The sequence below is a fragment of the bacterium genome (assembly GCA_035419245.1).
Classification (GTDB): domain Bacteria; phylum Zhuqueibacterota; class Zhuqueibacteria; order Residuimicrobiales; family Residuimicrobiaceae; genus JAKPUX01.
In genome coordinates, this window is the sequence record DAOLSP010000001.1 from 945,035 (window position 1) to 965,421 (window position 20,387).

General features: G+C 59.0%; 12 protein-coding genes. All 12 read left to right on the top strand.

What is annotated here, in order from left to right; all coding sequences use genetic code 11:
- The first annotated feature begins 1 nt into the window (after nt 1).
- The 12 genes from PLH32_03800 (at nt 2) to PLH32_03855 (ending at nt 20,363) form a co-directional block, all read left to right on the top strand.
- Nucleotides 2-2,080, top strand: coding sequence for a hypothetical protein (locus PLH32_03800; GenBank protein ID HQJ63714.1), 2,079 nt, complete (start codon nt 2-4; stop codon nt 2,078-2,080).
- A 34-nt stretch (nt 2,081-2,114) separates the two neighbouring features.
- The gene (locus tag PLH32_03805; GenBank protein HQJ63715.1) at nt 2,115-3,116 is read left to right on the top strand and encodes a PorV/PorQ family protein; all 1,002 of its coding nucleotides are present in this window, start codon (nt 2,115-2,117) and stop codon (nt 3,114-3,116) included.
- A gap of 60 nt (nt 3,117-3,176) precedes the next feature.
- Nucleotides 3,177-4,322: an IPT/TIG domain-containing protein gene (locus PLH32_03810; GenBank protein ID HQJ63716.1), complete on the top strand. Its 1,146-nt coding sequence runs from the start codon at nt 3,177-3,179 to the stop codon at nt 4,320-4,322.
- Nucleotides 4,323-4,377: 55 nt separating this feature from the next.
- Nucleotides 4,378-5,406: a hypothetical protein gene (locus tag PLH32_03815; protein ID HQJ63717.1), complete on the top strand. Its 1,029-nt coding sequence runs from the start codon at nt 4,378-4,380 to the stop codon at nt 5,404-5,406.
- 70 nt (nt 5,407-5,476) lie between these two features.
- Nucleotides 5,477-8,893, top strand: a complete 3,417-nt coding sequence (locus PLH32_03820; GenBank protein ID HQJ63718.1) for a fused MFS/spermidine synthase — start codon at nt 5,477-5,479, stop codon at nt 8,891-8,893.
- Nucleotides 8,893-9,501, top strand: coding sequence for a hypothetical protein (locus PLH32_03825; GenBank protein ID HQJ63719.1), 609 nt, complete (start codon nt 8,893-8,895; stop codon nt 9,499-9,501). The genes PLH32_03820 and PLH32_03825 overlap by 1 nt, the downstream gene beginning before the upstream one ends.
- A 33-nt stretch (nt 9,502-9,534) precedes the next feature.
- Nucleotides 9,535-10,632, top strand: a complete 1,098-nt coding sequence (locus PLH32_03830; GenBank protein ID HQJ63720.1) for an amidohydrolase family protein — start codon at nt 9,535-9,537, stop codon at nt 10,630-10,632.
- A gap of 2 nt (nt 10,633-10,634) precedes the next feature.
- Nucleotides 10,635-12,191: a twin-arginine translocation signal domain-containing protein gene (locus tag PLH32_03835; GenBank protein ID HQJ63721.1), complete on the top strand. Its 1,557-nt coding sequence runs from the start codon at nt 10,635-10,637 to the stop codon at nt 12,189-12,191.
- A gap of 82 nt (nt 12,192-12,273) precedes the next feature.
- Nucleotides 12,274-13,950, top strand: a complete 1,677-nt coding sequence (locus PLH32_03840; GenBank protein ID HQJ63722.1) for a DUF4832 domain-containing protein — start codon at nt 12,274-12,276, stop codon at nt 13,948-13,950.
- Between the two features lie 47 nt (nt 13,951-13,997).
- Nucleotides 13,998-16,049 (top strand): alpha-galactosidase, encoded by a 2,052-nt coding sequence (locus PLH32_03845; protein ID HQJ63723.1) that lies wholly within the window; start codon nt 13,998-14,000, stop codon nt 16,047-16,049.
- Between the two features lie 21 nt (nt 16,050-16,070).
- Nucleotides 16,071-18,044, top strand: a complete 1,974-nt coding sequence (locus tag PLH32_03850; protein ID HQJ63724.1) for a hypothetical protein — start codon at nt 16,071-16,073, stop codon at nt 18,042-18,044.
- A gap of 12 nt (nt 18,045-18,056) precedes the next feature.
- Entirely contained in the window at nt 18,057-20,363 is a 2,307-nt protein-coding gene (locus PLH32_03855; protein ID HQJ63725.1) for a hypothetical protein, read from the top strand.
- The last annotated feature ends 24 nt before the right edge of the window (nt 20,364-20,387 follow it).

Genomic DNA, 20,387 nt, shown 5'->3' on the forward strand with positions numbered 1-20,387 from the left:
CATGAAGCTTAAAATAAACACTACCCGGCTCTGTTGGCGATTGGGGCTCTTTGCAATCCTGGTGCTCCAGGTGGCCCACACCAATGGACTCGGCCAGACCCGCACGCACGATTTGGGCGACTTTAAGTTGCGCATTGAAGCGGACGAGACGATCAATACGAACGACGTCAAGCCAACGGGCGAGTGGCCGCAGGATCATTACCGCTATGCCCAGATTGTCTTCCATAACAATGGCCATGTGGTCGGCAAATGGGCTGATTCGACGGGCGCCGAACACACAAAGGAGGACTTTTTCTGGCCGGTTTCCTTTAACCGTGATGCCCCTTATGGTCTCTTCGAGTATCGCCGTTCCAAACCGCCCGAAGTCTGGGTCTTCGCCAATGGCGAAAACCTGCTCTCGTCGCGGCGCTTTAACGGCACCGTCGATCCCAAGTTGCCGTCGGATATCATGATCGAATCGCATTATAAATCCTATCCTGGATTCGATGTGGTTTCGCGTTCCTATTCGTTCACCAATCCCGATCACGATGATTATGTTATCTTCCGCAACCGCTATCTCTGTACCTTCGACTGGGATCAGGATCCTGATCCGGATACCGGCACCAACCAGGTGATGGAGAATGTCTACTTCCTCGTCGGCTACAGCTTCCAGACCGCTGAAGGTACCTATATCACCTATTCCCGCTGGTATGAAGAGGGCAAGGACGACTGGGCGACCTATGAGTCCTATGCCCCGCAACTTGTATCCGGGGGAAGGCAATTGGGCGTCTCGTATGGTTGGGATGGCGATCATCCGGACCTCACCGAGTTCGAAGCCGGCGGCCAGGAGTTCGACGATACGGGCGACCCCCGTTTTGCCACTGGCTCCGGTGGCACCTCACCCATGCCCTCCGCCGAATTCATCTCCTCGGCCTATGCCGGATTCGCCGCCCTCCATGTCGACAAATCCACCTCTGACCACAGCGACGATCCCGCGCAACCGGTTTCAGTCATTGCCAATATCAGCATCTACAATGTCTGGGACTCGGATTTCACCGGTTATGCCACGGTTTGGGATTGGGCCGCCTCCGGCGTCCGCCAGACGGTCGCGGAACAATCCGGCTGGCCTACGGATGCCTCCGGGCAGGAGGATGAATATCCTTTCCAGGCTTTCGGACCCTACAATTTCCGCAAGGGTGACTCGGTGGTCATCGTTTATGCTGTGGGCGCCAACGGAATCTCGACCGACCTGGCGGCACAGAAGGGACGCGAATGGCGCGACTGGTACCGCGGAGTGGCCGGCGCCACCTTCGATAACAACGCCAAAAACGGACTGCTCGCCACGGGCAGGGATTCGCTCTTCCAGACCATGGATCGTGCGCTTTATGCCTGGAACCATGGCCTCAATATTCCCGATCCGCTTCCCGCCCCGAACCTGACCGTCAAGTCCGGTCCCAACGTGATCTACCTCGAGTGGGAGGACATGTCAACAGTGAATGATCCGGACAGCGGCACACCGGATCTGGCCTATTATAATATCTACCGCAAGAAGGGCGAGTTTCTCGTCGACACCTACACCGAGATTACCGCCGACGGCCAGCACCTGAAATGGGAGCGGATCGCCAGCAATATCCCCAAAACCGAAACCAAGTATACCGATGCCGATGTCATTCGCGGCGAGGCGTACCACTATGCCGTGACCGCGGTGGATCAGCAGGGACTGGAAAGTTCTCGTTACGCCAACCGTTCCGAATTGCCAGCCTATGCCTTTGCGCCGGGCGCGCCCACTGCCGCCAACGTGCGGATCGTGCCCAACCCCTACATCCTCAAGGCGGGCGATTTCAATTTTACCGGCGATGACAACAAGCTGCTTTTCGCCAACCTGCCGCCCTACTGCACCCTGCGCATCTACACGGCGACGGGCGATCTGATCAAAACCATCGATCATCAGACCGGCAGCGCCGATGCCAGCTGGGACCAGGTTACGGAGTACAACCAGCTGGTCGCCAGCGGGGTCTACATCCTGCAGATCGCGGATGCCCGCGACCTGAACGGCAAGTCGATCCCCAGCGCTACAGAAAAATTCGTCATCATCCGGTAACCGGAAAAGCCTACTCTAGTCTTTGGAGGTAACGATGTCTAAAACAAGGCAGTTGTTGATTCCGGTGGCCCTGCTGATGCTTGTTCTGGTTCTGCCCGTGCAGGCCAAGGGAATCAAAAAAATAGCGCAAACCGGCATGAAATGGTTTTCCATCCCCATGGGCTCGCGCCCGGCCGCGATGGGCAACGCCTTCACTGCCGTCGCCGATGATGCGGGCTCCATCTTCTGGAATCCCGCCGGCATCGCCCTTACCCAGGGCAAACATCTCTATTTGAATCAAACACAGTGGATCGCGGACATCAAGGTCAACTCCGGCGCCGCGACCTGGGCCGATGACCGCTTTGGCACTTTTGCCATCAGTTATGCCGCGGCGGACTGGGGCGATCTGCACGGCACCCAGCGAGCCAACAACGATGCAGGCTTTATCGAGACCGGGACCTTCAGTCCGACCGATTACGCCATCGGTCTCGGCTATGCCAAGCGGATCTCGAATCAATTCGCCTTCGGCGGCCACCTCAAGTATGTCTACGAGGAACTGGGTTCGACCCTCGAAGGAAATCTGGATGCCCCGAAGGAGTACACCGCTAAACAGGATCTCATCGCTTTTGATTTCGGCACCGTCTATAGCACCGGATTCAAGAGCCTGGTTATCGGCATGGCGCTGCAGAATTTTTCCGAGGAGGCCCAGTATCGTGCCGAGCAGTTTCCTCTGCCGCTCACCTTTAAATTCGGTATCGCCATGGATGTGACCGACCTGTGGTTGGCTGCCGATGCCCCGCATAGCCTGTTGGTCTCGGTCGATGCGGTTCATCCACGCGACTATAGCGAAAGGCTCCATTTCGGCATGGAATATGGCTACCATGATCTCTTCTTCGTGCGCGGCGGCTACAAGACCAACTACGATGAAGAGGACCTTTCTTTCGGCGCTGGACTGAAGTACGCCTTCAACGGATTGCAGCTTGGTCTTGATTATGGCTATGTTCAGTTCAAGAACTTCGATGCCGTGCAGATGTTTTCTTTCGATTTTAAATTCTAGCGGCCCGGTGCGCTGGTTCTGATGCGCACCGATGATCAGTACCATGAGGAGAAATCCATTATGAAGAAAATACGCTGCAGGCTGCTAGGAGCGGCGTTTCTGATCGCCGGTCTGGCTAACCTGGCTTGCGAGGGCCCTGATCAGCCTGTCTACGGGCCGAATCATCCCGATCCCAATCCAACCGGACTGGCGGCGGCGACGGTGGAATCCATCAGCCCCGATACCGGCTATCTCAGGGATATCGTCACGATCCGCGGATCAGGATTCAATGAGAAGCCGGAGTTCAATCTTGTGCTCTTTGGTAACAAAAAAGCAGAGGTAATTTCGGTCAGCCCCACCGAACTCAAGGTGATCGCTCCTAATAAGAGCGATGAAACGGTCAACGTACGCGTGGCCATCAAGGGGTCGGAGTTCTGGAGCAACGAGGCCGAGTTCACCTTCCTGCCCACCATCACAACGCTGGACGAGGAGATCAGCTGGCCCAACGGTGTTGCGGTGGACGAGATGGGCAACGTGTATGTTGGCTCCGCAAATGATGGGGTTATTTACCGTATTACGCCTGAAGGTGAAAAAACAACGTTTGCTGAGGTTCCAGTGAGCGGATCGATTCATTTTGGCCCGAATAAATACCTCTACGTTTGCGTCAAGGGTGAAGGCAAGATTGTTCGCATTTCGCCGGATGGCGGCACGGTTGAGGATGTGGTCACTGTGGATGCGCCGGTCGATTTCACCTGGGATAAAAATCATAATTTCTACGTCATGTCCGATGTTGCAGGCGTCTACAAAATCGTCGGCAGCGATACGGTGCGGGTAGCGACGATCGGCTCCGGCAAGAATGTCCGCGTCTTCAACGACCATCTTTACGTAAATGATATCTGGAACAGCACGATCCTCAGCTTCCCGATCACCGCGGAAGGCTTGGGGGAGGAGGAGGTCGTCATCGAAACCGACTCCCCCTCGACACTGGAATTCGATGCGGAAGGCACCCTGTATTACGCTCAGGCATGGGAGACCAGTCTCTACACCCTTAGGGCCGATGGCAGTGAAGAGGTACTCTATGAAGGAGAGCTGATGACTCCGATGCGCTATTCAGCCTTTAAGGGTAAATACATCTATCTAGTTTATCCGGGTTGGGCCGATATCGGCGCGGTAATGCGGGTCTATATCGGAATCGATGCAGCACCTGATTACGGGATCATGCCATAAACAACCAGCCGGGCAGTCCGTCAGGGCTGCCCGGTGATTTTTCGGGAGGAGTCACGTGTTCAACCGGATGTCGATCGCAAGTGCACTGCTGTTCTTCTGTTGTGTGGCGATGCTGCACGCCCAGAGCAAGGGAGGGCGCTGGACCATGGAAGGAAATGGCGACGACACGGCGATGTGGGACGGACAGGCTGACACGGGCCGGCTCCAGGGCGAAGCTGTCTTTTCAAATCTCATCCCTCTCCCCGAAGGGCGCTATTGCCTTTGGCTCGACACTGCCCGGGTACATGATTATTTCAAGGTAGAGGATTCTCCCGATCTCGATTTTGAAAACGAGAACATCGGCATCTCGATGTGGATTTATCCCACCGTTCTGAACGATGTACACTTTCTCGTCAACAAAGGGACCCAGACCGATGCTACCAAATCGACCGACTATGCCCTGCGTATCTCCCTGGCGAAAAAAATCGAGTTTCTCATCCGCGATAGCAATAACAAAGCGCAGACGGCGGCTTCCAATTTCACGGTCCCGCTCAACCAGTGGACGTTTATCGCCGTCTGGTATGATTTCAACGCCGGCAAGGTCTATTTCTGGAACCGGGTTGGCGCCGCGCCGGTGGATTCGGCGAATTTCCGGTTCAACTATTTCGCCAACGACGGGCCGCTCAGCATCGGCAGCTGGTATCGCAATGATCCTGCGGCGCCCTCCATCAAGGATTTCCAGGGCGGAATCGATGAGGTGCGGATCAGCGGCCGTTGTGAGGATCTGATTCCCCTCATCAGCGGGGTGACCCGGCGCCAGCCGGCGGTCCTGCTCCCCGGCGACCTCGAGCTTTATCCAAATCCGCTCTCGCTCTCACGAAACGGCAGCCTCACCGTCGGTGGCGTCTCGCCGCTTGCGGGACGGGGTACGCTGACGCTCTACAATCTCCGCGGCCAGATAGTCTGGCGCCAGGAGGTCACCGCCTGGCCGTATCGCTGGGTGCTGCGCGATGTGCCGGGTGGCATCTTGCCCGCGGGTAGTTATTTCTTGCAGCTGCGAACCGGGCACGACCTTTTTTGCCGCAGCCTGACGGTTATCCCCTAGTTCTCCGTTGATCGTCCCGGGGGTGGGGCAGTCTCCATTCGCACGTTTCAGAGCCAGGATGTAAGACTTGATGCTGATCCTTTTTTTTCTTTCCGGTTTTGCCAGCCTTGTATACGAGGTGCTCTGGACCCGCCTGTTCGGTTTGCTGCTTGGCAACACCACCCTCGCCGTCAGTTGTGTTCTGGCTGCCTTCTTCACCGGGCTGGCGCTGGGTGGCCGGCATTTCGGCCGCCGCGCCGATCTGCATCCGCGGCCCTTGCGGTTTTTCGCCGCTATGGAGGCCGCCATCTTCGCCTGCGCCCTGCTGATCCTGCTGCTGCGGGCTCCCGCTGAGGCCCTCTTCGCCGCGATTCATCCTGTTCTGGTGCCGCATCCGACGCTCTACTACCTCATCCGCTTCCTCGTGGCGTTTCTCATCATGCTCCCGGCGACCTTTTTCATGGGCGGAACCCTGCCGGTGATGAGCCGGGCGTATCTCCGCCGCGAAGGATCCGGTGCAGACGCCCTCGGCACACTTTATGGACTCAATACCCTCGGCGGAATGGCCGGGTGTTTGACGACGGCGTTTCTTTTCATGCGGGAACTGGGTATGATCCTCAGCTTTGCGGTGGCCATGGGCCTCGATCTGCTCATCGCGGCCGCTGCCTGGGCGATGGCGCGCCGGTCGGCGCCGGGTCGTATCGCTCCCGCCCGTCCGGCCAGGAGTCTATTCACAACGGCGGATAAGGCGATCCTGGCTGCCATGGCTCTTTCGGGCTGCATCGCTATGTCCTATGAGGTGCTCTGGACCCGGATACTGGTCTTTGTACTCACCAGCGCGACCTACTCTTTTAGCATCATGCTGGCCGCCTTTCTTTTCAGCATCGCCATCGGCGGGCTGGCCGGTGGCCGCTGGGCGGAGCGCTCCCGCAATCCCCGGCGCCTCCTGGGCTTGCTCGAAATCGGTGCTGGCCTTGCCGCCGTCGCCGCGCTGCTGCTGCTACTGAGCCTGCCCCGGTTGCAGAGTCTCTTCTTCACCCCCTCGCCCACGACTACTTGGTGGCAATGGAACGGCGTCCGGTTTCTTCAGGCCTTTTTGGTCACCAGCCTGGCCGCGTTTCTGCTCGGTGCGACCTTCCCCGTGGCTTACAAAGCCCTTGCCGTCGCGCGGGAGCGGCTCAGTACGGCTGTCGGCGAACTCTATTTTTACAACACCCTGGGCGGGGTCGCCGGCTCGTTGCTGACCGGTTTGGTTCTCATCGCCTGGCTGGGCGCAGCCGCCACGATGGTCCTCATGATTCTGCTCAACGTCGCGCTTGGCGTATGGCTTCTGCGCGGCGGGACCTTCCGCCGGAGGACGATAGTGGCGGCGGCAGCAGCGCTGATCCTCATGGCCGTTATCATCCGCCTGATTCCGGCCACTTTGCTGGCGCGGATTTACTCGATCTCTGAAGCGGGCTATCCCCTGGTAGCCCTGCGCGAGGGTATCGAAGGCACCGTGACCGTCCACCGGCAGGACCGCGGGGATGCCGGCGAACGGCGCATCGACGTCGATGGACTGAATGTAGCCGGCAGTAGCAAAATGCTGCGCACCCTGCAGCTGTTGCAGGGCCATCTGCCGCTGATGGTCCATCCGGAGGCCCAACGGGTGCTGCAAATCGGCTTTGGCACCGGCCAGACTTCGCGCGCCGTCCTGAGCCATCCGGTCGCTGCGTTTCAGCTGGTTGAGATCTCACCCGATGTGCTTCGCCTCTCCGGCGAATTTTTCCGCGATCTCAATCAGGAGGTGATGCAGGACCCGCGCTTTCAGCCGCTCATCCTCGATGGCAAGAATCAGATCCGCTACACCCGCGAGTGCTATGATGTCATCCTCAACGATGCCAACTATGCGGTCGCTACCGCCAGCGCCAGCCTTTTCACCCGTGATCACTTCGAAAACGCCCGGCGGAAACTCAATCCCGGAGGACTCTTCTCTACCTGGATGACGACCGACCTGGATCCAGAGGATTTTCGCATTGTCCTGAGGACCTTCCAATCGATTTTTCCCCATGCCGTATTGTGGATGGCGCCCAACTGCATCAACAAACAGGTGGTGTTGATGGGCTCGACTGAACCCTTGCGGTTTGCGTGGGATAAATGGCAGGCGCGCTGGCCCCATGCTGCAGCTGGTCTGGAGAGCGTTGATATCCTCTCCCCCAATGACCTGTTCGCCTGCCTGTTGCTCGATGAAAAGGGGATGGCGCGGCTGTGCAAGGGGGCGCCTGTCAACAGCGATGACCGGCCCGTGCTGGAATTCTCAACGCGTGACGTCCGCGCCCGCGATCTCTGCGCTTTTCAGAACCTTTCGGCCATGCTCGCCGAGCCGCCTGACTGGCGGCAATATCTCGATACAGCCCCGGGAAAGGCAGCGGTGGCACCGGAGGAGTGGGCTCGCCTGGAACGCTGGTACCGGGCTTCGCGGCAGCTGTTTCTCGGAATCCTCCAGTTCTATCGGGGACAGACCAAACAGGCGCTGACAACCATGCTCAACAGCTCCCGCCTCATCCCGGAAAGCCGCCTGGCCTCCGGTTTTTATGCCGAGGTGGACAGTCAGACCATGCAGCTCTTTCAGGCGATGAACCAGAACCCCGTCCGGTCCGGACCTAGACTGATGCTGGCGCGGCACTATATCGGACTGGAGCGCTATGGAGAGGCAGCCACTTTGCTGCGCCCTCTGGTGCGTCTTGATCCGCCTGATCCCGCAGCTGCCTATGAAAATGCCCGCATCCTCTTGGCCCAGGGCAAAATCGATTCAGCCCGCCTCTGGATCGACCGGACCCTGCAGCAGAAGCGGGGAATGGCGGGCGCTTGGTTCCTCTCGGCTCGCATCGCCGAACGTAAGGATGATCCAGAGCGGGCCCTCCAGGACTACCGAAGCGCCCTCGACCGCGATCCTGGCATGCACGAGGCTCATGCGCGCATCGGCCACCTTCTCCTGCGGCAAGGTCGCTATCCCGAGGCGCGTCAGGAATTAATGCGGAGTTTGCAGGGAGCACCTGCACAAAGCGGTGTGGCCGCTGAGCTGGGCGATGCCTTTCTCTTTGAGCGGATGCCGGAGCAGGCGGTCCAGTGGTACCGGAAGGCAATCCGTCTTGGCGAGACCGGCGGCCGGACCTTTCACAATCTGGGCAATGCCTTGACCATGCTCGGGCGCTTCGAAGAGGCGATCCAGGCCTACCGGATTGCACTCGAGCAGGAGCCCGACCGGGCGGAGATACTCTACAACCTGGCCAATGCCCTGATCCAGCTGAACCAGGACCAGGAGGCCGTCCGGTTGTTAAGGCGCGCAATAGAAATCGATCCGGGCCAGGCCGATTATTTCAACAACTTGGCCATGCTTCATAAAAAAATGGGAGACCGCATCGGGGCTTTACAGGTCCTGAACACAGGACTGCACCGGCACCCCGGTTCCAGCCTCATGGTGCGGAACCGCCAGATCCTGATCGACGAACTAAACAGGAGAAGATGATGAGATATACTATAGTAACCCTCTGCTCAGTGGTCCTGCTCCTCGGCTGCGCCGGTGCCGAAAAGATGGTGCTGCAGCCGCCGCAACCCGACAAGAGTCTGGTCGTCGGAGCGGTGCTGGTCGAAAACCTCGGACTCGAGGAGGTTTATGAGGCTAAAACCGCCAAGATCACGGTCGTGCTCGTGGGCAAGGGGATGGAAAACGGGGTTGAAAAGATCGAAGGGTATCGCGTCCGCACCGACGAGAAGGGGTATTTCATGCTGCAAAACGTGCCCCGCGGTGTCTACCTCATCAAGGGGATCGAGGTCGATCTGGGCTTCTCGATCCACATGATCCTGAATTCGCGCTGGGAGGGCAACACCCAGATTTTCGAACCGGGCGGGACGATGATCGATCACATCGTCCGTTACTGGCCGGATATGCCCCCGGAACGGATTGTCGATCTCGGCATTCGCTACTTCCGTTTTGATTTTTCCGGTCGCATCCTTGATCAAAAATTCGCCCAACTACGCGAAGCCCGGCTGGGTCTGAAAGAAAAGCTCTACACCATGCCGCCGCCAGCCGCCTATTTTGCGCAGAAATTTCCCGAATGGCCTTGGTTCAAGTAAACCCAGTCCTGTCATTTCTACATGGAGAGGCAGATGAAACTAACCACTTTCTGGATACGAGCCGCTGCGATCGGCCTGATGGTGTTCGCACCGGTGCTGCGAGCGCAAACCCCGCCTGACCGGATCCTGTTAAAGGACTATCGCCCGAAATCGATTTACAGCATACCCGTCACCCGCATCGAAAAGGCCCGCTTTCCAGCCATCGATGTTCACTCCCACGCCTATGCGGAGAGCCGCGGAGAGATCGATCAGTGGGTCCAAACTATGGATGCCGTCGGCATTGAAAAGACGGTGATTCTCACCGGACTGACCGGCGCCAAATTTGATTCGGTCTATCGTGAGTACAACCGCTACCCCGAACGCTTTGAAGTGTGGTGCGGTTTGCTTCTGGAAAATCCGGATCATCCGGAGTTCAGCCGACGTTGTGTAGCCGAACTGGAGCGCTGCCACAGGACAGGCGCCAAGGGGGTGGGAGAGTTGAGTGACAAGGGCAAGGGGCTTTCCTATGGCCGACCGCGGAGTTACAGCGTCCACTTTGATGATATCCGCCTTGATCCGGTGATGGAAAAATGCGCTGAACTCGGAATGCCGATCAATATCCATGTCGGCGACCCGATGTGGATGTATCAGCCGATGGACTCGACCAATGACGGCCTCATGAACGCGTTTGAATGGCGGCTTGACAACCAGACTGGCATCCTCGATTTGCCGGCGCTGCTCGGGACTCTCGAAACCATGGTCAAACGCCACTCGCGCACCGTCTTCATCGCTTGCCATTTTGCCAACTGTGACTGGGACCTTGCACGCCTGGGTGCCCTTCTTGACCGCTGCCCCAACCTCTATGCCGATATCTCGGCGCGCTACGCCGAGACGGCGCCCATCCCCCGCTTCGTCCAAGCCTTCTACAAAAAATACGCCAGCCGTCTGCTTTATGGCACCGACATGGGCATGGATTCGGCCATGTACCACATCACCTTCCGCATCCTAGAAAGCCTGGATGAGCACTTTTATGAAACCGGACAGTTTGGCTACCATTGGGCGCTCAACGGCTTCGGCCTGCCCGACTCCATTCTTAAGAAACTATATCGCGGCAACGCCCTGCGGGTATGCGGTGTACCAACAACGAGGTGATTATGGAACGTCGAGCATTTCTTAAAACAGCGGGGGTTAGCGCCCTGGCAGCGGGCCTGGGTCCGCGCGCCGTGCGAGGGTTCGTCCCGGCCCATAACTGGGACCGCTATGATTTTGGTTCCGGCCCGGAGGTGAAAGACCGGCTCTATCAGGGACCCTTTCCACAGTACGCCCCGGAGGAGGTTCTGCCCGGCAGCAGCGTGGTGATGGCAACGACGCCTTCCCGGGAGGTGGTTCCCAACTACGGCATGGGCCTGACGGTCTATATTTCGGGCGATTACTGGCCGCCACGTACGCGCGAGCGCTCGATCCAAAAGTACTGCGAGGATCTTATCAGTCTCCCTTTTGCACAAAAAATCTATATCCGTCTCAACTGGCGCGACATTCAGAAGCAGCCCGGCCGTCTCGACTTCCCTGAAGGTTGGAAGATAACCTTTGATCTGGCACGCCGCTACAACAAGCGGATCGGCTTTCGCATCATGCTCGAGAATCCCGATTTTCCGGAGCCCGGCATGCCCGAATTTCTCATGGCTAAAGTGCCCTATGTCAAGCTGCAGGGCGAATGGCGGCGAGGCTCCACCGGTACCCGCTATGAAAAGGTGCACGAAATGCCGCGCTACGATCATCCTGAGTATCAGGCGGCCTTCCGCGAGCTCAACGCCCTGCTGGCGCAAGAGCTCAATGGCCATCCCCAGATAGAATACATGGACACCATGATGTACGGTTTCTGGGGTGAGGGGCACACCTGGCCTTATCAAAACCATCCCTTCCCGGATAATGTCACCGCTGAAAAGACCTGGATGGCGATGATGGAGACTCAGCTCGAGTTGTGGACCAGGACGCCGCTGGTGACCAACACCCAGCCCGATTACAGTCGCGTTGGCAATGCCGAGATGCTCGACCGTACCATTCGCAGCCACAATTGGCTGCGCACTGATACCATCTTCATCGAGAATGAGCAGATCGAAGCGCTCTCCAACCGCCCGCCCTGGGTGGCCGCGATCTGCGAGGTCGGTATGACAACCGCCGATCCGGATCAACTGGCGATCGATGAGGGCGTAACGCGCACCGAGAGCATCATCGCCCATGTCATGGATGTTGGCGCCAACTACTGGTCGCTCTGGCACTGGCACAACATTGCTCCTGAGCACCTCCTCGGTTATTACGAAAAATATCCCGAGCACATCGACCATATTGCCCGTTCCATCGGCTACCGCGTGCGTCCATCCTGGATCTGGAATTTCGAAAAGGATGGATTCCCCGGGTTAGTCCTTGGCCTGGTCAACGACGGCATCGCCTGCGTGCCTGGTGTGCTGCGCATTTCGGTGTTGAGCGAAAAGGGTCAGCTCCTGGCCGGCGGCTGCCTCGATCCCGGCTACCCCCACACCCGCGGGGTGCGCCAGGGCATGTTCCTGCTCCCCAAGGGCACCGACTGGCGCGGGCTGCGACTCAAGGCCGAACTGGAAGTGAAAGGGGTGCGGCATCCGGTGACCTGGGCGTGCCGTCAAAAGCTCAACGACGATGGCACTCTGACCCTGCGCCCCAGCAAGGCCGTCTGACGTACCCAGCCCGGCCGGTGTGAAGGGTATCATAGACGTGAATGCCCCTCGCCGGCCCTCTTATCAATTGGAAAGGTAGTACATGAACCGTTGTCTGATTGCCCTGTCGTTCGCGCTCGCCGTCGCTGTTGCAGCACAGGAGCCGTCGCTGAAACAGATCGATTTTGCCGAATCCGCGGAGATCTTTCCCAACCCGGAGCGGGGATTTTACCGCTATGCCAATCTCCCCAATCTGAGCACTCTCCCCGATTTGCAGAAGGAGGCGGTGACCTTGATCTTCGGGCGCATCGCTGCCAACAGCTACCGGGAGAAGGATTTTCCCTCGAGTTATCTGACCCAGATCCAGCGCGGTTTTGACACCGCACGGGCGAAGGGCGTCAAGGTCAACGTGAGGGTCTCATACTGCGACGACATCGGCCAGGCCGATGCCTCCAAGGAGCAGATTTTCCGCCATATTGACCAGCTTCAGCCGCTCCTGGCGAAGAACAAGGATGTCATCAATCTGGTCGAGGCGGGATTTATCGGCGCCTGGGGGGAATGGCACAGCTCCACCCATGGTCTCGATACGCCCGAGAATCGCAGGGAGATACTCTTCAAGCTGCTTTCCGCCCTCCCCGCCGACCGCATGGCCGTGGTGCGCACCCCGCATTACAAGAGGCAGATCTTTCGTGATTCGGTGATCACGGCGGATCGCGCCTTTGACGGCAGCTATCTCAGCCGGACCGGATTTCACAACGATTGCTTCCTCGCCGGGCCTGACGATATGGGGACCTATATCGAGCGGTCGCGGGCGAAGGAGATCGAATACATCAGCGGCGAGACGCGCTTTACCCCCTTCGGCGGGGAGACCTGCGGCGTTTCCAGCTATGCGCAATGCCGGAATGCCGTCGCAGAGATGGAGAAGCTCCATTGTTCCTATCTCAATGACGGCTATCATCCCGATGTGCTCGCGCTTTGGAAAAGCTCGGGCTGCCTGGCCGATCTCAAGAGGCGCCTGGGGTACCGTTTAGTGTTGCGCGGTGCGCAACTCCCGGAAACCGTGCGGCCCGGCGGTCGGCTTGCTTTCACCTTTGCGATTGAGAATGTCGGATTCGCCGCTCCGCACAATCCCCGCTCCCTTTTCCTGGTGCTGAGGGATGCGGCCACCGGCCGGGAAGCCTCGGCCTCAATCTCGCTGGATCCGCGCTCCTGGCTGCCCGGTGATACGCTCACCTTTTCACGACAATTTCGCATTCCCGCGGATTGGCCCGCCGGCACCGCTTCGGTCGCTTTGTGGCTGCCCGATCCGGAACCCTCGCTGCGGAATGATCCGCGCTACGCCATCCGTTTCGCCAATTCCGGTATCTGGGAACAGAGCCGGGGAGTGAACCGGATTGCCGATCAACTGCTCATCGATCCCAACGCCCCGGGCGAGGCCGATTTGCAGGCCCGTGAGCTGATCGAGATCGGTCCACTGGCGCATGTCGGCAGCCGTTCGTCCCTTCCCGCGGCATTCGTCCTCGGCGCCTTTCCCAATCCTTTTAACAGCCAGATCACGATTCAGTACCAGCTGCCGCAAGCGGAGGCTGTCCGTCTCGAGATCTGCAATTTGCACGGCCGTTCGGTAAGCACCCTGGTGGAGGGCCAGCAAAGCGCTGGATGGCATACGGTTCAGTGGGACGGCCGCTGCGGCGGCAGCCAGGCCGCCTCCGGCATTTATCTCATCCGCCTGAAAACCGCTTCCAGCGAAACGGTGAAAAACATTGTTCTGACCAGATAGCGCTTGGTCAACCCGTTGAATCAACCGCAACTCCCGGAGGTAGTACCATGCAGGATTCCAGAGTTAACTTCATCCTTGTTCTTGCCATCATCGCCGCGGTCGTCTTAGCGTGCGCGGGCACGCCGGAGAATGTAACCGTCACCCACAAGAACATCCAGATCCGCTACGATCATCTTCTTCACAGCCAGGTGGTCGCACTTACCGGCGGCTCCACCGCTATCGGCGACCTTTCTGCATCCGAGTACCCGGTGGTCGACGGTGTGGCCGTAACGGATTTCGAATTGAAGTCCCATAAGGTCAAAACGGTCCGCGATGGCCTGGGCGAAGGGAAGCAGCACACCTTAATCGGCCAGGCGCCTGGGCTGCAAAAGGAACTCACTGTCACCCTCTACGATCCTTTTCCCGATGCTGCGGTGGTGCAGGTGACCTATACCAACACCGGCGCCAACCCGGTCCAGATTGACAGCTGGGCCAACCACCACTACACCATCAAGGCGGGGCCGGCGGTGAGCGGGCAGGCTCCCTTCTGGAGCTATGAGCCGGCCACCTACGAATCCCGTCCAGACTGGTTTCTGCCGCTCAAGTCCGGATTCAGCCAGGAGAATTACCTCGGCATGAATGCCTCCGATTATGGTGGCGGCACGCCCGTCGCCGATATCTGGCGGCCGGACCTGGGCATCGGCATCGGCCATCTCGAACGGGTTCCCAAATTGGTCTCGCTGCCGATCCAGATGCCGGACAGCCTGGCTGCCGGCCTGAGTATCCGGTATAAGGTGGAAAAGCCCCTTAAGCCGGGCGAGAGCCTCTCTACCTTCACGACCTTTGTCATGGTTCATCATGGCGACTGCTTCCATACGCTGGCTACTTACCGTGAGATGATGATCCGCCGCGGCATTCCGGCCAATAAATACCCGGATACCGCCTATGAACCACAGTGGTGCGCCTGGGGGTACGAACGCAAGTTCACTATGGACCAGGTGGTCAATACGCTGCCCAAAGCCAAAGAACTCGGCTTTCAGTGGGCGGTGCTGGACGATGGCTGGCAGACCGCCGAAGGGGACTGGTACCTGACCAAGGACAAGTTCCCCCATGGTGACGCGGATATGATCGCCTTTGTCGATCGCATCAAGGGGGGCGGACTCAAACCGCAGCTCTGGTGGTGCCCTCTGGCGGTCGATCCCGGGACCGACCTGATTAATAGCCACCCGGAGTACCTGCTGCTCAACAAGGACGGCTCCAAACAGGATATCAGTTGGTGGGACTCGTATTATCTCTGTCCCGCTTACACGCCGGTGGTGGAATTCACCCGCAACCAGGTGGTGCAGATTATGCAAAAATGGGGCTATCAGGGCTTGAAGATCGATGGCCAGCATCTCAACGGCGTGCCGCCCTGCTACAATCCAGCCCACCATCATGCCTATCCGGAAGAGTCGTGCGAAAAGCTTCCCGAATTTTTCAAGATGATTTATGAGACCGCACTGAGCATTTATCCTGAAGCGGTGGTTGAGATTTGCCCCTGTGGCACCTCCTATTCTTTTTTCACCATGCCCTATATGAACCAGTCGGTGGCCTCCGATCCCACCAGCTCATGGCAAACCCGCCTCAAGGGAAAAACCCTCAAGGCACTGATGGGAGCGGAAGCGGCCTATTACGGCGATCACGTTGAACTCACCGACGGCGGCGACGACTTTGCCTCCCAGGTCGGTGTAGGCGCGGTGATCGGTACCAAATTCACCTGGCCTGAGGGAGCGGCCCGGCGTCATAAAAATGACCTGACTCCGGCGCGGGAACAGGAATGGGCGAAATGGACCCGGATCTATCTGGAGCATATGCTCAGCAAGGGCACTTACCGCGGCGAGCTGTACGACCTGGGCTTCGACCGGCCTGAAACGCATGCGATTGCCAGGGAGGGCCGGATGTACTATGCCTTTTATGCCGACGCCTACGCCGGTGAGGTGGAACTGCGCGGCCTGGAAGCGAAATCCTACCAGGTCAAGGATTACGTCGACGGCACCTCTTTCGGCAACGTCCGCGGCCCCAAGGCCCGCATCAAGGTCGATTTTAAGAAACATCTGTTGCTCATGGCGACGCCGGACTGACCTGAAAAGAGAGGTGTAATCATGAAACCCTGGATCGTAAGCTTGATTGTTGGCCTTTCATTGCTCGGCTGCGGTAAGCAGGCGCCGAAGCAGCCGGCCGCACCGAAACAGAACTGGACCCACTTTGTGCGCATCGGCGGCCACGGCCTGAGCATGGAGCGGATCCCCCGTATTATCCAAAGCGTGCAGGAAACCGGTGTTTTCGGCATCGAAACCGATAACGACATCACCGGCCGCTACGAGAGCTTTCTCGATCCCGCTGAAAAACTCGCGGCGATCAAGAAGATGGCCGAGGAAGCCCATCGCATTGGCAACTACGCCTTTGTCTACATTGCCGGCACCGAATGCATCACCGCCAACGCGGACAAGACGCCACATTCCTTCTTCAAGGATCACCCCGACTGGGTGCAGCGCAAGCTCACGGGCGAGCCGGCCGTCTTCGGCGGCGGCACGGCCTTCTGGATCAGTGAGGGGGATGAGGATGTCTGGATCAGTCCCTACGCGAAGGAGTGGCGCAAGATTTATATGGAGCGGGTGCGCCAGATCGCGGCCACCGGCATCGACGGAATTTATGTGGATATTCCCTACTGGATGACCCATTTCGAGGGCTGGGAGGAGAGCTGGGCGAGTTTCGACGACTATACCGTTGCGGCCTTCAGGGAGAAGACCGGACTGGATGCCAAGACTCAGATCAGACTTGGTGATTTCAGCGATCCGGGTTTTCTACAATGGGTGGACTTTCGCATCCAGACCCTCACCGATTTCATGGCCGAGATCAGTGACAACGCCAGGTCGGTCAATCCGGCCTGCATGACCATTCCGGAGATTTATCCGGGGATCGGCGAGGAGGCGGTGCGGGTCGGCAGCGACGTCTACGAAATGTATGTCAAGATGGATGCCATCGCCCACGAATACAGCGCCGGCGGCTATACCGCCGCCGAACGGGATCCCCTCGACTGGTTCACCTATATGGAGGGGATGTTCACCTTCCGGGCCTTTGCAGAAGGCAAGGCGACCTGGATGCTCAGCTACTCCTGGGACCAGAACGAAGGGATCAGCCCGCGCGACGCCATGCAGAACCTGGCGCTGTCGCAGGTGATGGCGGGAGCCAACTTTTGGGACGCCGAGGGTCACGTCATGTCCGGCTCGAACGATTTTGCCGCACGGACGGAGATTTTCAAGTGGATTGGCGCCAACGAGAAGACCCTCTATCATCCCCGTCAGCCGATCAGGCCGGTCGGCCTCTATTTTTCACCGCTGACCCGCAACTATTTTGCCGATGAGTTCATTGCCTCCTACCATGGGCTGTTCCATCTGTTATTGAACGCCCATGCCGAGGTTGAAGTGGTCACTCCGCGGACCCTGTCCGGTTTTACCGGCGAGGTGCTTCTCCTCCCGGATGTCCGGATCCTCACAGCCGAGGAGCTGGCTCAACTCAAAAAAATAGTCGGCCGCGGCTGCAAGATCGTGATCACCGGCGAAAGCGGCGCCTGGGACCGCAGCCGGCAAAAATTGACCACCAATCTCCTGCACCAGACGCTCGGGATCGGCAGAGGCACCAGCGCCATCCACCTGCCCGAATGCCCCGGCAAAGCCTATCTCAAGCTGGCCCGCACGGAGGGCCTCGCCTCCATCGAAACCGCCGGAACGCCGCTGCAACGCCTGTTCGCAGATTTTCAGCAGCGGCTGGGCGCCCTGGGCTATGAGCCGGCGATCCGCCTCGAGGCCTCGCCTCAGGTGGTGGCACAGATTGCCCGCGTGGACGGACGATTGCATCTCTTCCTCGCCAACTTTGCCGGACTCGTGGGGGGTAAAAATGTCAATCAGCAGCCGGTTCGCGGCGCCCGCGTGGTCATGCCGGCCGCCGGCGGTAGTCAGGTCCGCTTCCTGCCCTTCCTCGGCGAGATCCAGACCCTCCCGGCACAGGCGGACCACGGAACCCTCACCTGCACCCTGCCCGAGTTCCAGCGCGGCGCGATTCTTTGGGTTGAATAAGAGAAAGGCCTTATGAAGAAAATCATCCTCTTTCTACTCGCTTTGGCCGGCACCCTGCCGGCCTTCGAAAATCCGCGTCTGGCCATCGTCATCAGCCGGGCCAGTTTTGACCAAAAGTGGGGGGTGACGCAGATGGCGGCGCATGGCTGGGGTGCCGCTGCCAACCTAGCGGGCATCCCCTATGACTGCTTTTTCCTGGAGGATCTCGCGGCAGCGGATCTCAGCCGCCACCATACCCTGATCCTCGCCCAGTGTAGTTACGCGACCGAAGCGGCCTATGGCGAGACCGTCGCGACGCTGAAAAAACACCTCGGTCGCGGCGGCCACCTCATCATCGACGGACCCCTGGCGATCTATGACGAAAAAGCCCAGCCGCGCGTTCATGAAGCGCTCGACAGCCTGATCGGCGTGCGCTACGACGGCTTCCGCGGTGACGAGATGTGCCGCATCCGCGTCGCCGCAGCCGATCATTACATCACCCGCCCTTTCGCGCCGGAACAATTCCTCACCCAGCACCTCACGGGCGGACTCAACATCCTCGGCGGCGGCCAGCCCTTGCTGATGAGCGGCGATGAGAAACGGAGCTATCCCTTTCTTTCGGTGCTCGCGCGCGGCAAGAGCCGGCTGGTGTTCGTCAGCGATTTTTCGACTTGGGCCGGCGCCGCCTCCTTTTTCCGCAACGTCCAGCCGCAAGTCTTTTATCGCAATGAGCTGTTCAACGCCATGATCCGGGCCATTCACTGGACGCTATACGGCGAGACCGCGATGCCCTTCCCCGTGCCGCAGATCTCCAATGCCCCGGTTACCGCCATCATCCGTCTCGATGCCGACGGCAGCGGCAACCTCAGCGAGCAGATCACGACGATCAATTATCTCATCGACATCGCCCGGGAGAGCGGCGTCGTTCCGCTCTACGCCTGGGTCTCGAGCCAGGCGACCAAGGCCGGGTGGCAAGACCTGGCGCCCTACGGCAAAAAGCTGGAAGAAGCGGGGGGCGAGATCGGCACCCACAGCCGATTCCACCGCATCGACGAAGCCATGACAGAGGAACGCTGGCGCGATGAACTCGACGGCTCCATCCGCGAAATCGAGTTCAATACCGCGGACTATGGCTACCCCATCGGCAAGGTGGAGTGCATGATCAACCCCGGCAATACCATCCAAATGAAGGATTATGAACAGATCGCCAGTCGGATGGTCTTTTACATGACCCACGGCTTCGAGCAGGACATGCCTCTGGGGTTCGGCAATTTCACCTGGTATACCGGCGGTCACAAGAATCTGGCGCTGCTAGAGGATACCCCTTCGCCCGATTACCAGTGGTTCTACGATCCGACCTGGAGCTACACCACCCAGCAGATCACCGCCTACCAGGAGGCGATCTTTGACCATCTCTTCGAACGCATCGGCCGCGGCGTCATCTACAATCAAATGTGGCACGATTATTCCATCACCTCGCAGCCGCAGTATGGCAAGAGCCGGATCGTCAACAGCAACAACCTCGCCATGTACGACGCCATTCGCCGTAAATTCGCCATCAAGGAGATCTATGCGCCCGGCCCCATCGAATTGGGCCACAAGCTGCGGCTAATGGCGCAGTGGGATTACAGCTGGCGGGCGGAGAAAGACAAACTCTTCCTGACGCTCGATCTCACCCGGGTTAACCTCGACACCATGCCCCGCTTCAGCAATGGCATGGGCATCGCCATCGAGAATTCGGGGCAGTGCATCCAGGAGGTTCTGCTCGATAACAAACCGCATCCGGCCTTCGACGATCATCTGGTCATCCTGCCGGCGCTGGACAAGGGCCGGCATACCTTCGAGATCCGGTTGGGCGACCGGCCGGCAGTCCGGCCGCATCTCGCCTGGATCTCGCAAATGGCCGCTTGCCGGCCGGCGGGCGACGAATTAATCCTGACGGTAAAAACCCGCAACCGCACCCGGTTCCGCTTCGCCGCGCCCTCGGGCTGGGCGCTGCTAAACGCCGATGCTCAGATGCGCGAGCTGGTCCAGGAAAGCCGCCTGAGCGGTCATGCCACTTCCGATCGCCGGGTCGTTCTGGCACGGCTGCCGGAGCCGCTGCAGGCGGTCACCCGCGCCACCTTGCCCATCACGGCCATCCGCAAGGAGCAGCACGGCGTGAGCCTGGTCCTCCAAGCCAATGCGCTCGAGGATAACCTGATCGTTTTGCGTGCTGCAGCAACCCCTAAGACCATCTCCGCCGCCGGCCGGCCGATGGTCTGGAAGGTGAATGATGGGTTGATACGGATCGAGCTGGGCAAACTGGTCGGGGATGCCGAACTGCGGATGGAATTTTAATACGATTGGTACGGAGGCGTATTC

What these genes read in the sequence shown, in the direction of transcription:
- PLH32_03835 (HQJ63721.1), top strand. Translation starts at nt 10,635, where the DNA reads ATGGAACGTCGAGCATTTCTTAAAACAGCGGGGGTTAGCGCCCTGGCA.
- PLH32_03810 (HQJ63716.1), top strand. Translation starts at nt 3,177, where the DNA reads ATGAAGAAAATACGCTGCAGGCTGCTAGGAGCGGCGTTTCTGATCGCC.
- PLH32_03845 (HQJ63723.1), top strand. Translation starts at nt 13,998, where the DNA reads ATGCAGGATTCCAGAGTTAACTTCATCCTTGTTCTTGCCATCATCGCC.
- PLH32_03820 (HQJ63718.1), top strand. Translation starts at nt 5,477, where the DNA reads ATGCTGATCCTTTTTTTTCTTTCCGGTTTTGCCAGCCTTGTATACGAG.
- PLH32_03855 (HQJ63725.1), top strand. Translation starts at nt 18,057, where the DNA reads ATGAAGAAAATCATCCTCTTTCTACTCGCTTTGGCCGGCACCCTGCCG.
- PLH32_03840 (HQJ63722.1), top strand. Translation starts at nt 12,274, where the DNA reads ATGAACCGTTGTCTGATTGCCCTGTCGTTCGCGCTCGCCGTCGCTGTT.
- PLH32_03800 (HQJ63714.1), top strand. Translation starts at nt 2, where the DNA reads ATGAAGCTTAAAATAAACACTACCCGGCTCTGTTGGCGATTGGGGCTC.
- PLH32_03825 (HQJ63719.1), top strand. Translation starts at nt 8,893, where the DNA reads ATGAGATATACTATAGTAACCCTCTGCTCAGTGGTCCTGCTCCTCGGC.
- PLH32_03830 (HQJ63720.1), top strand. Translation starts at nt 9,535, where the DNA reads ATGAAACTAACCACTTTCTGGATACGAGCCGCTGCGATCGGCCTGATG.
- PLH32_03805 (HQJ63715.1), top strand. Translation starts at nt 2,115, where the DNA reads ATGTCTAAAACAAGGCAGTTGTTGATTCCGGTGGCCCTGCTGATGCTT.
- PLH32_03850 (HQJ63724.1), top strand. Translation starts at nt 16,071, where the DNA reads ATGAAACCCTGGATCGTAAGCTTGATTGTTGGCCTTTCATTGCTCGGC.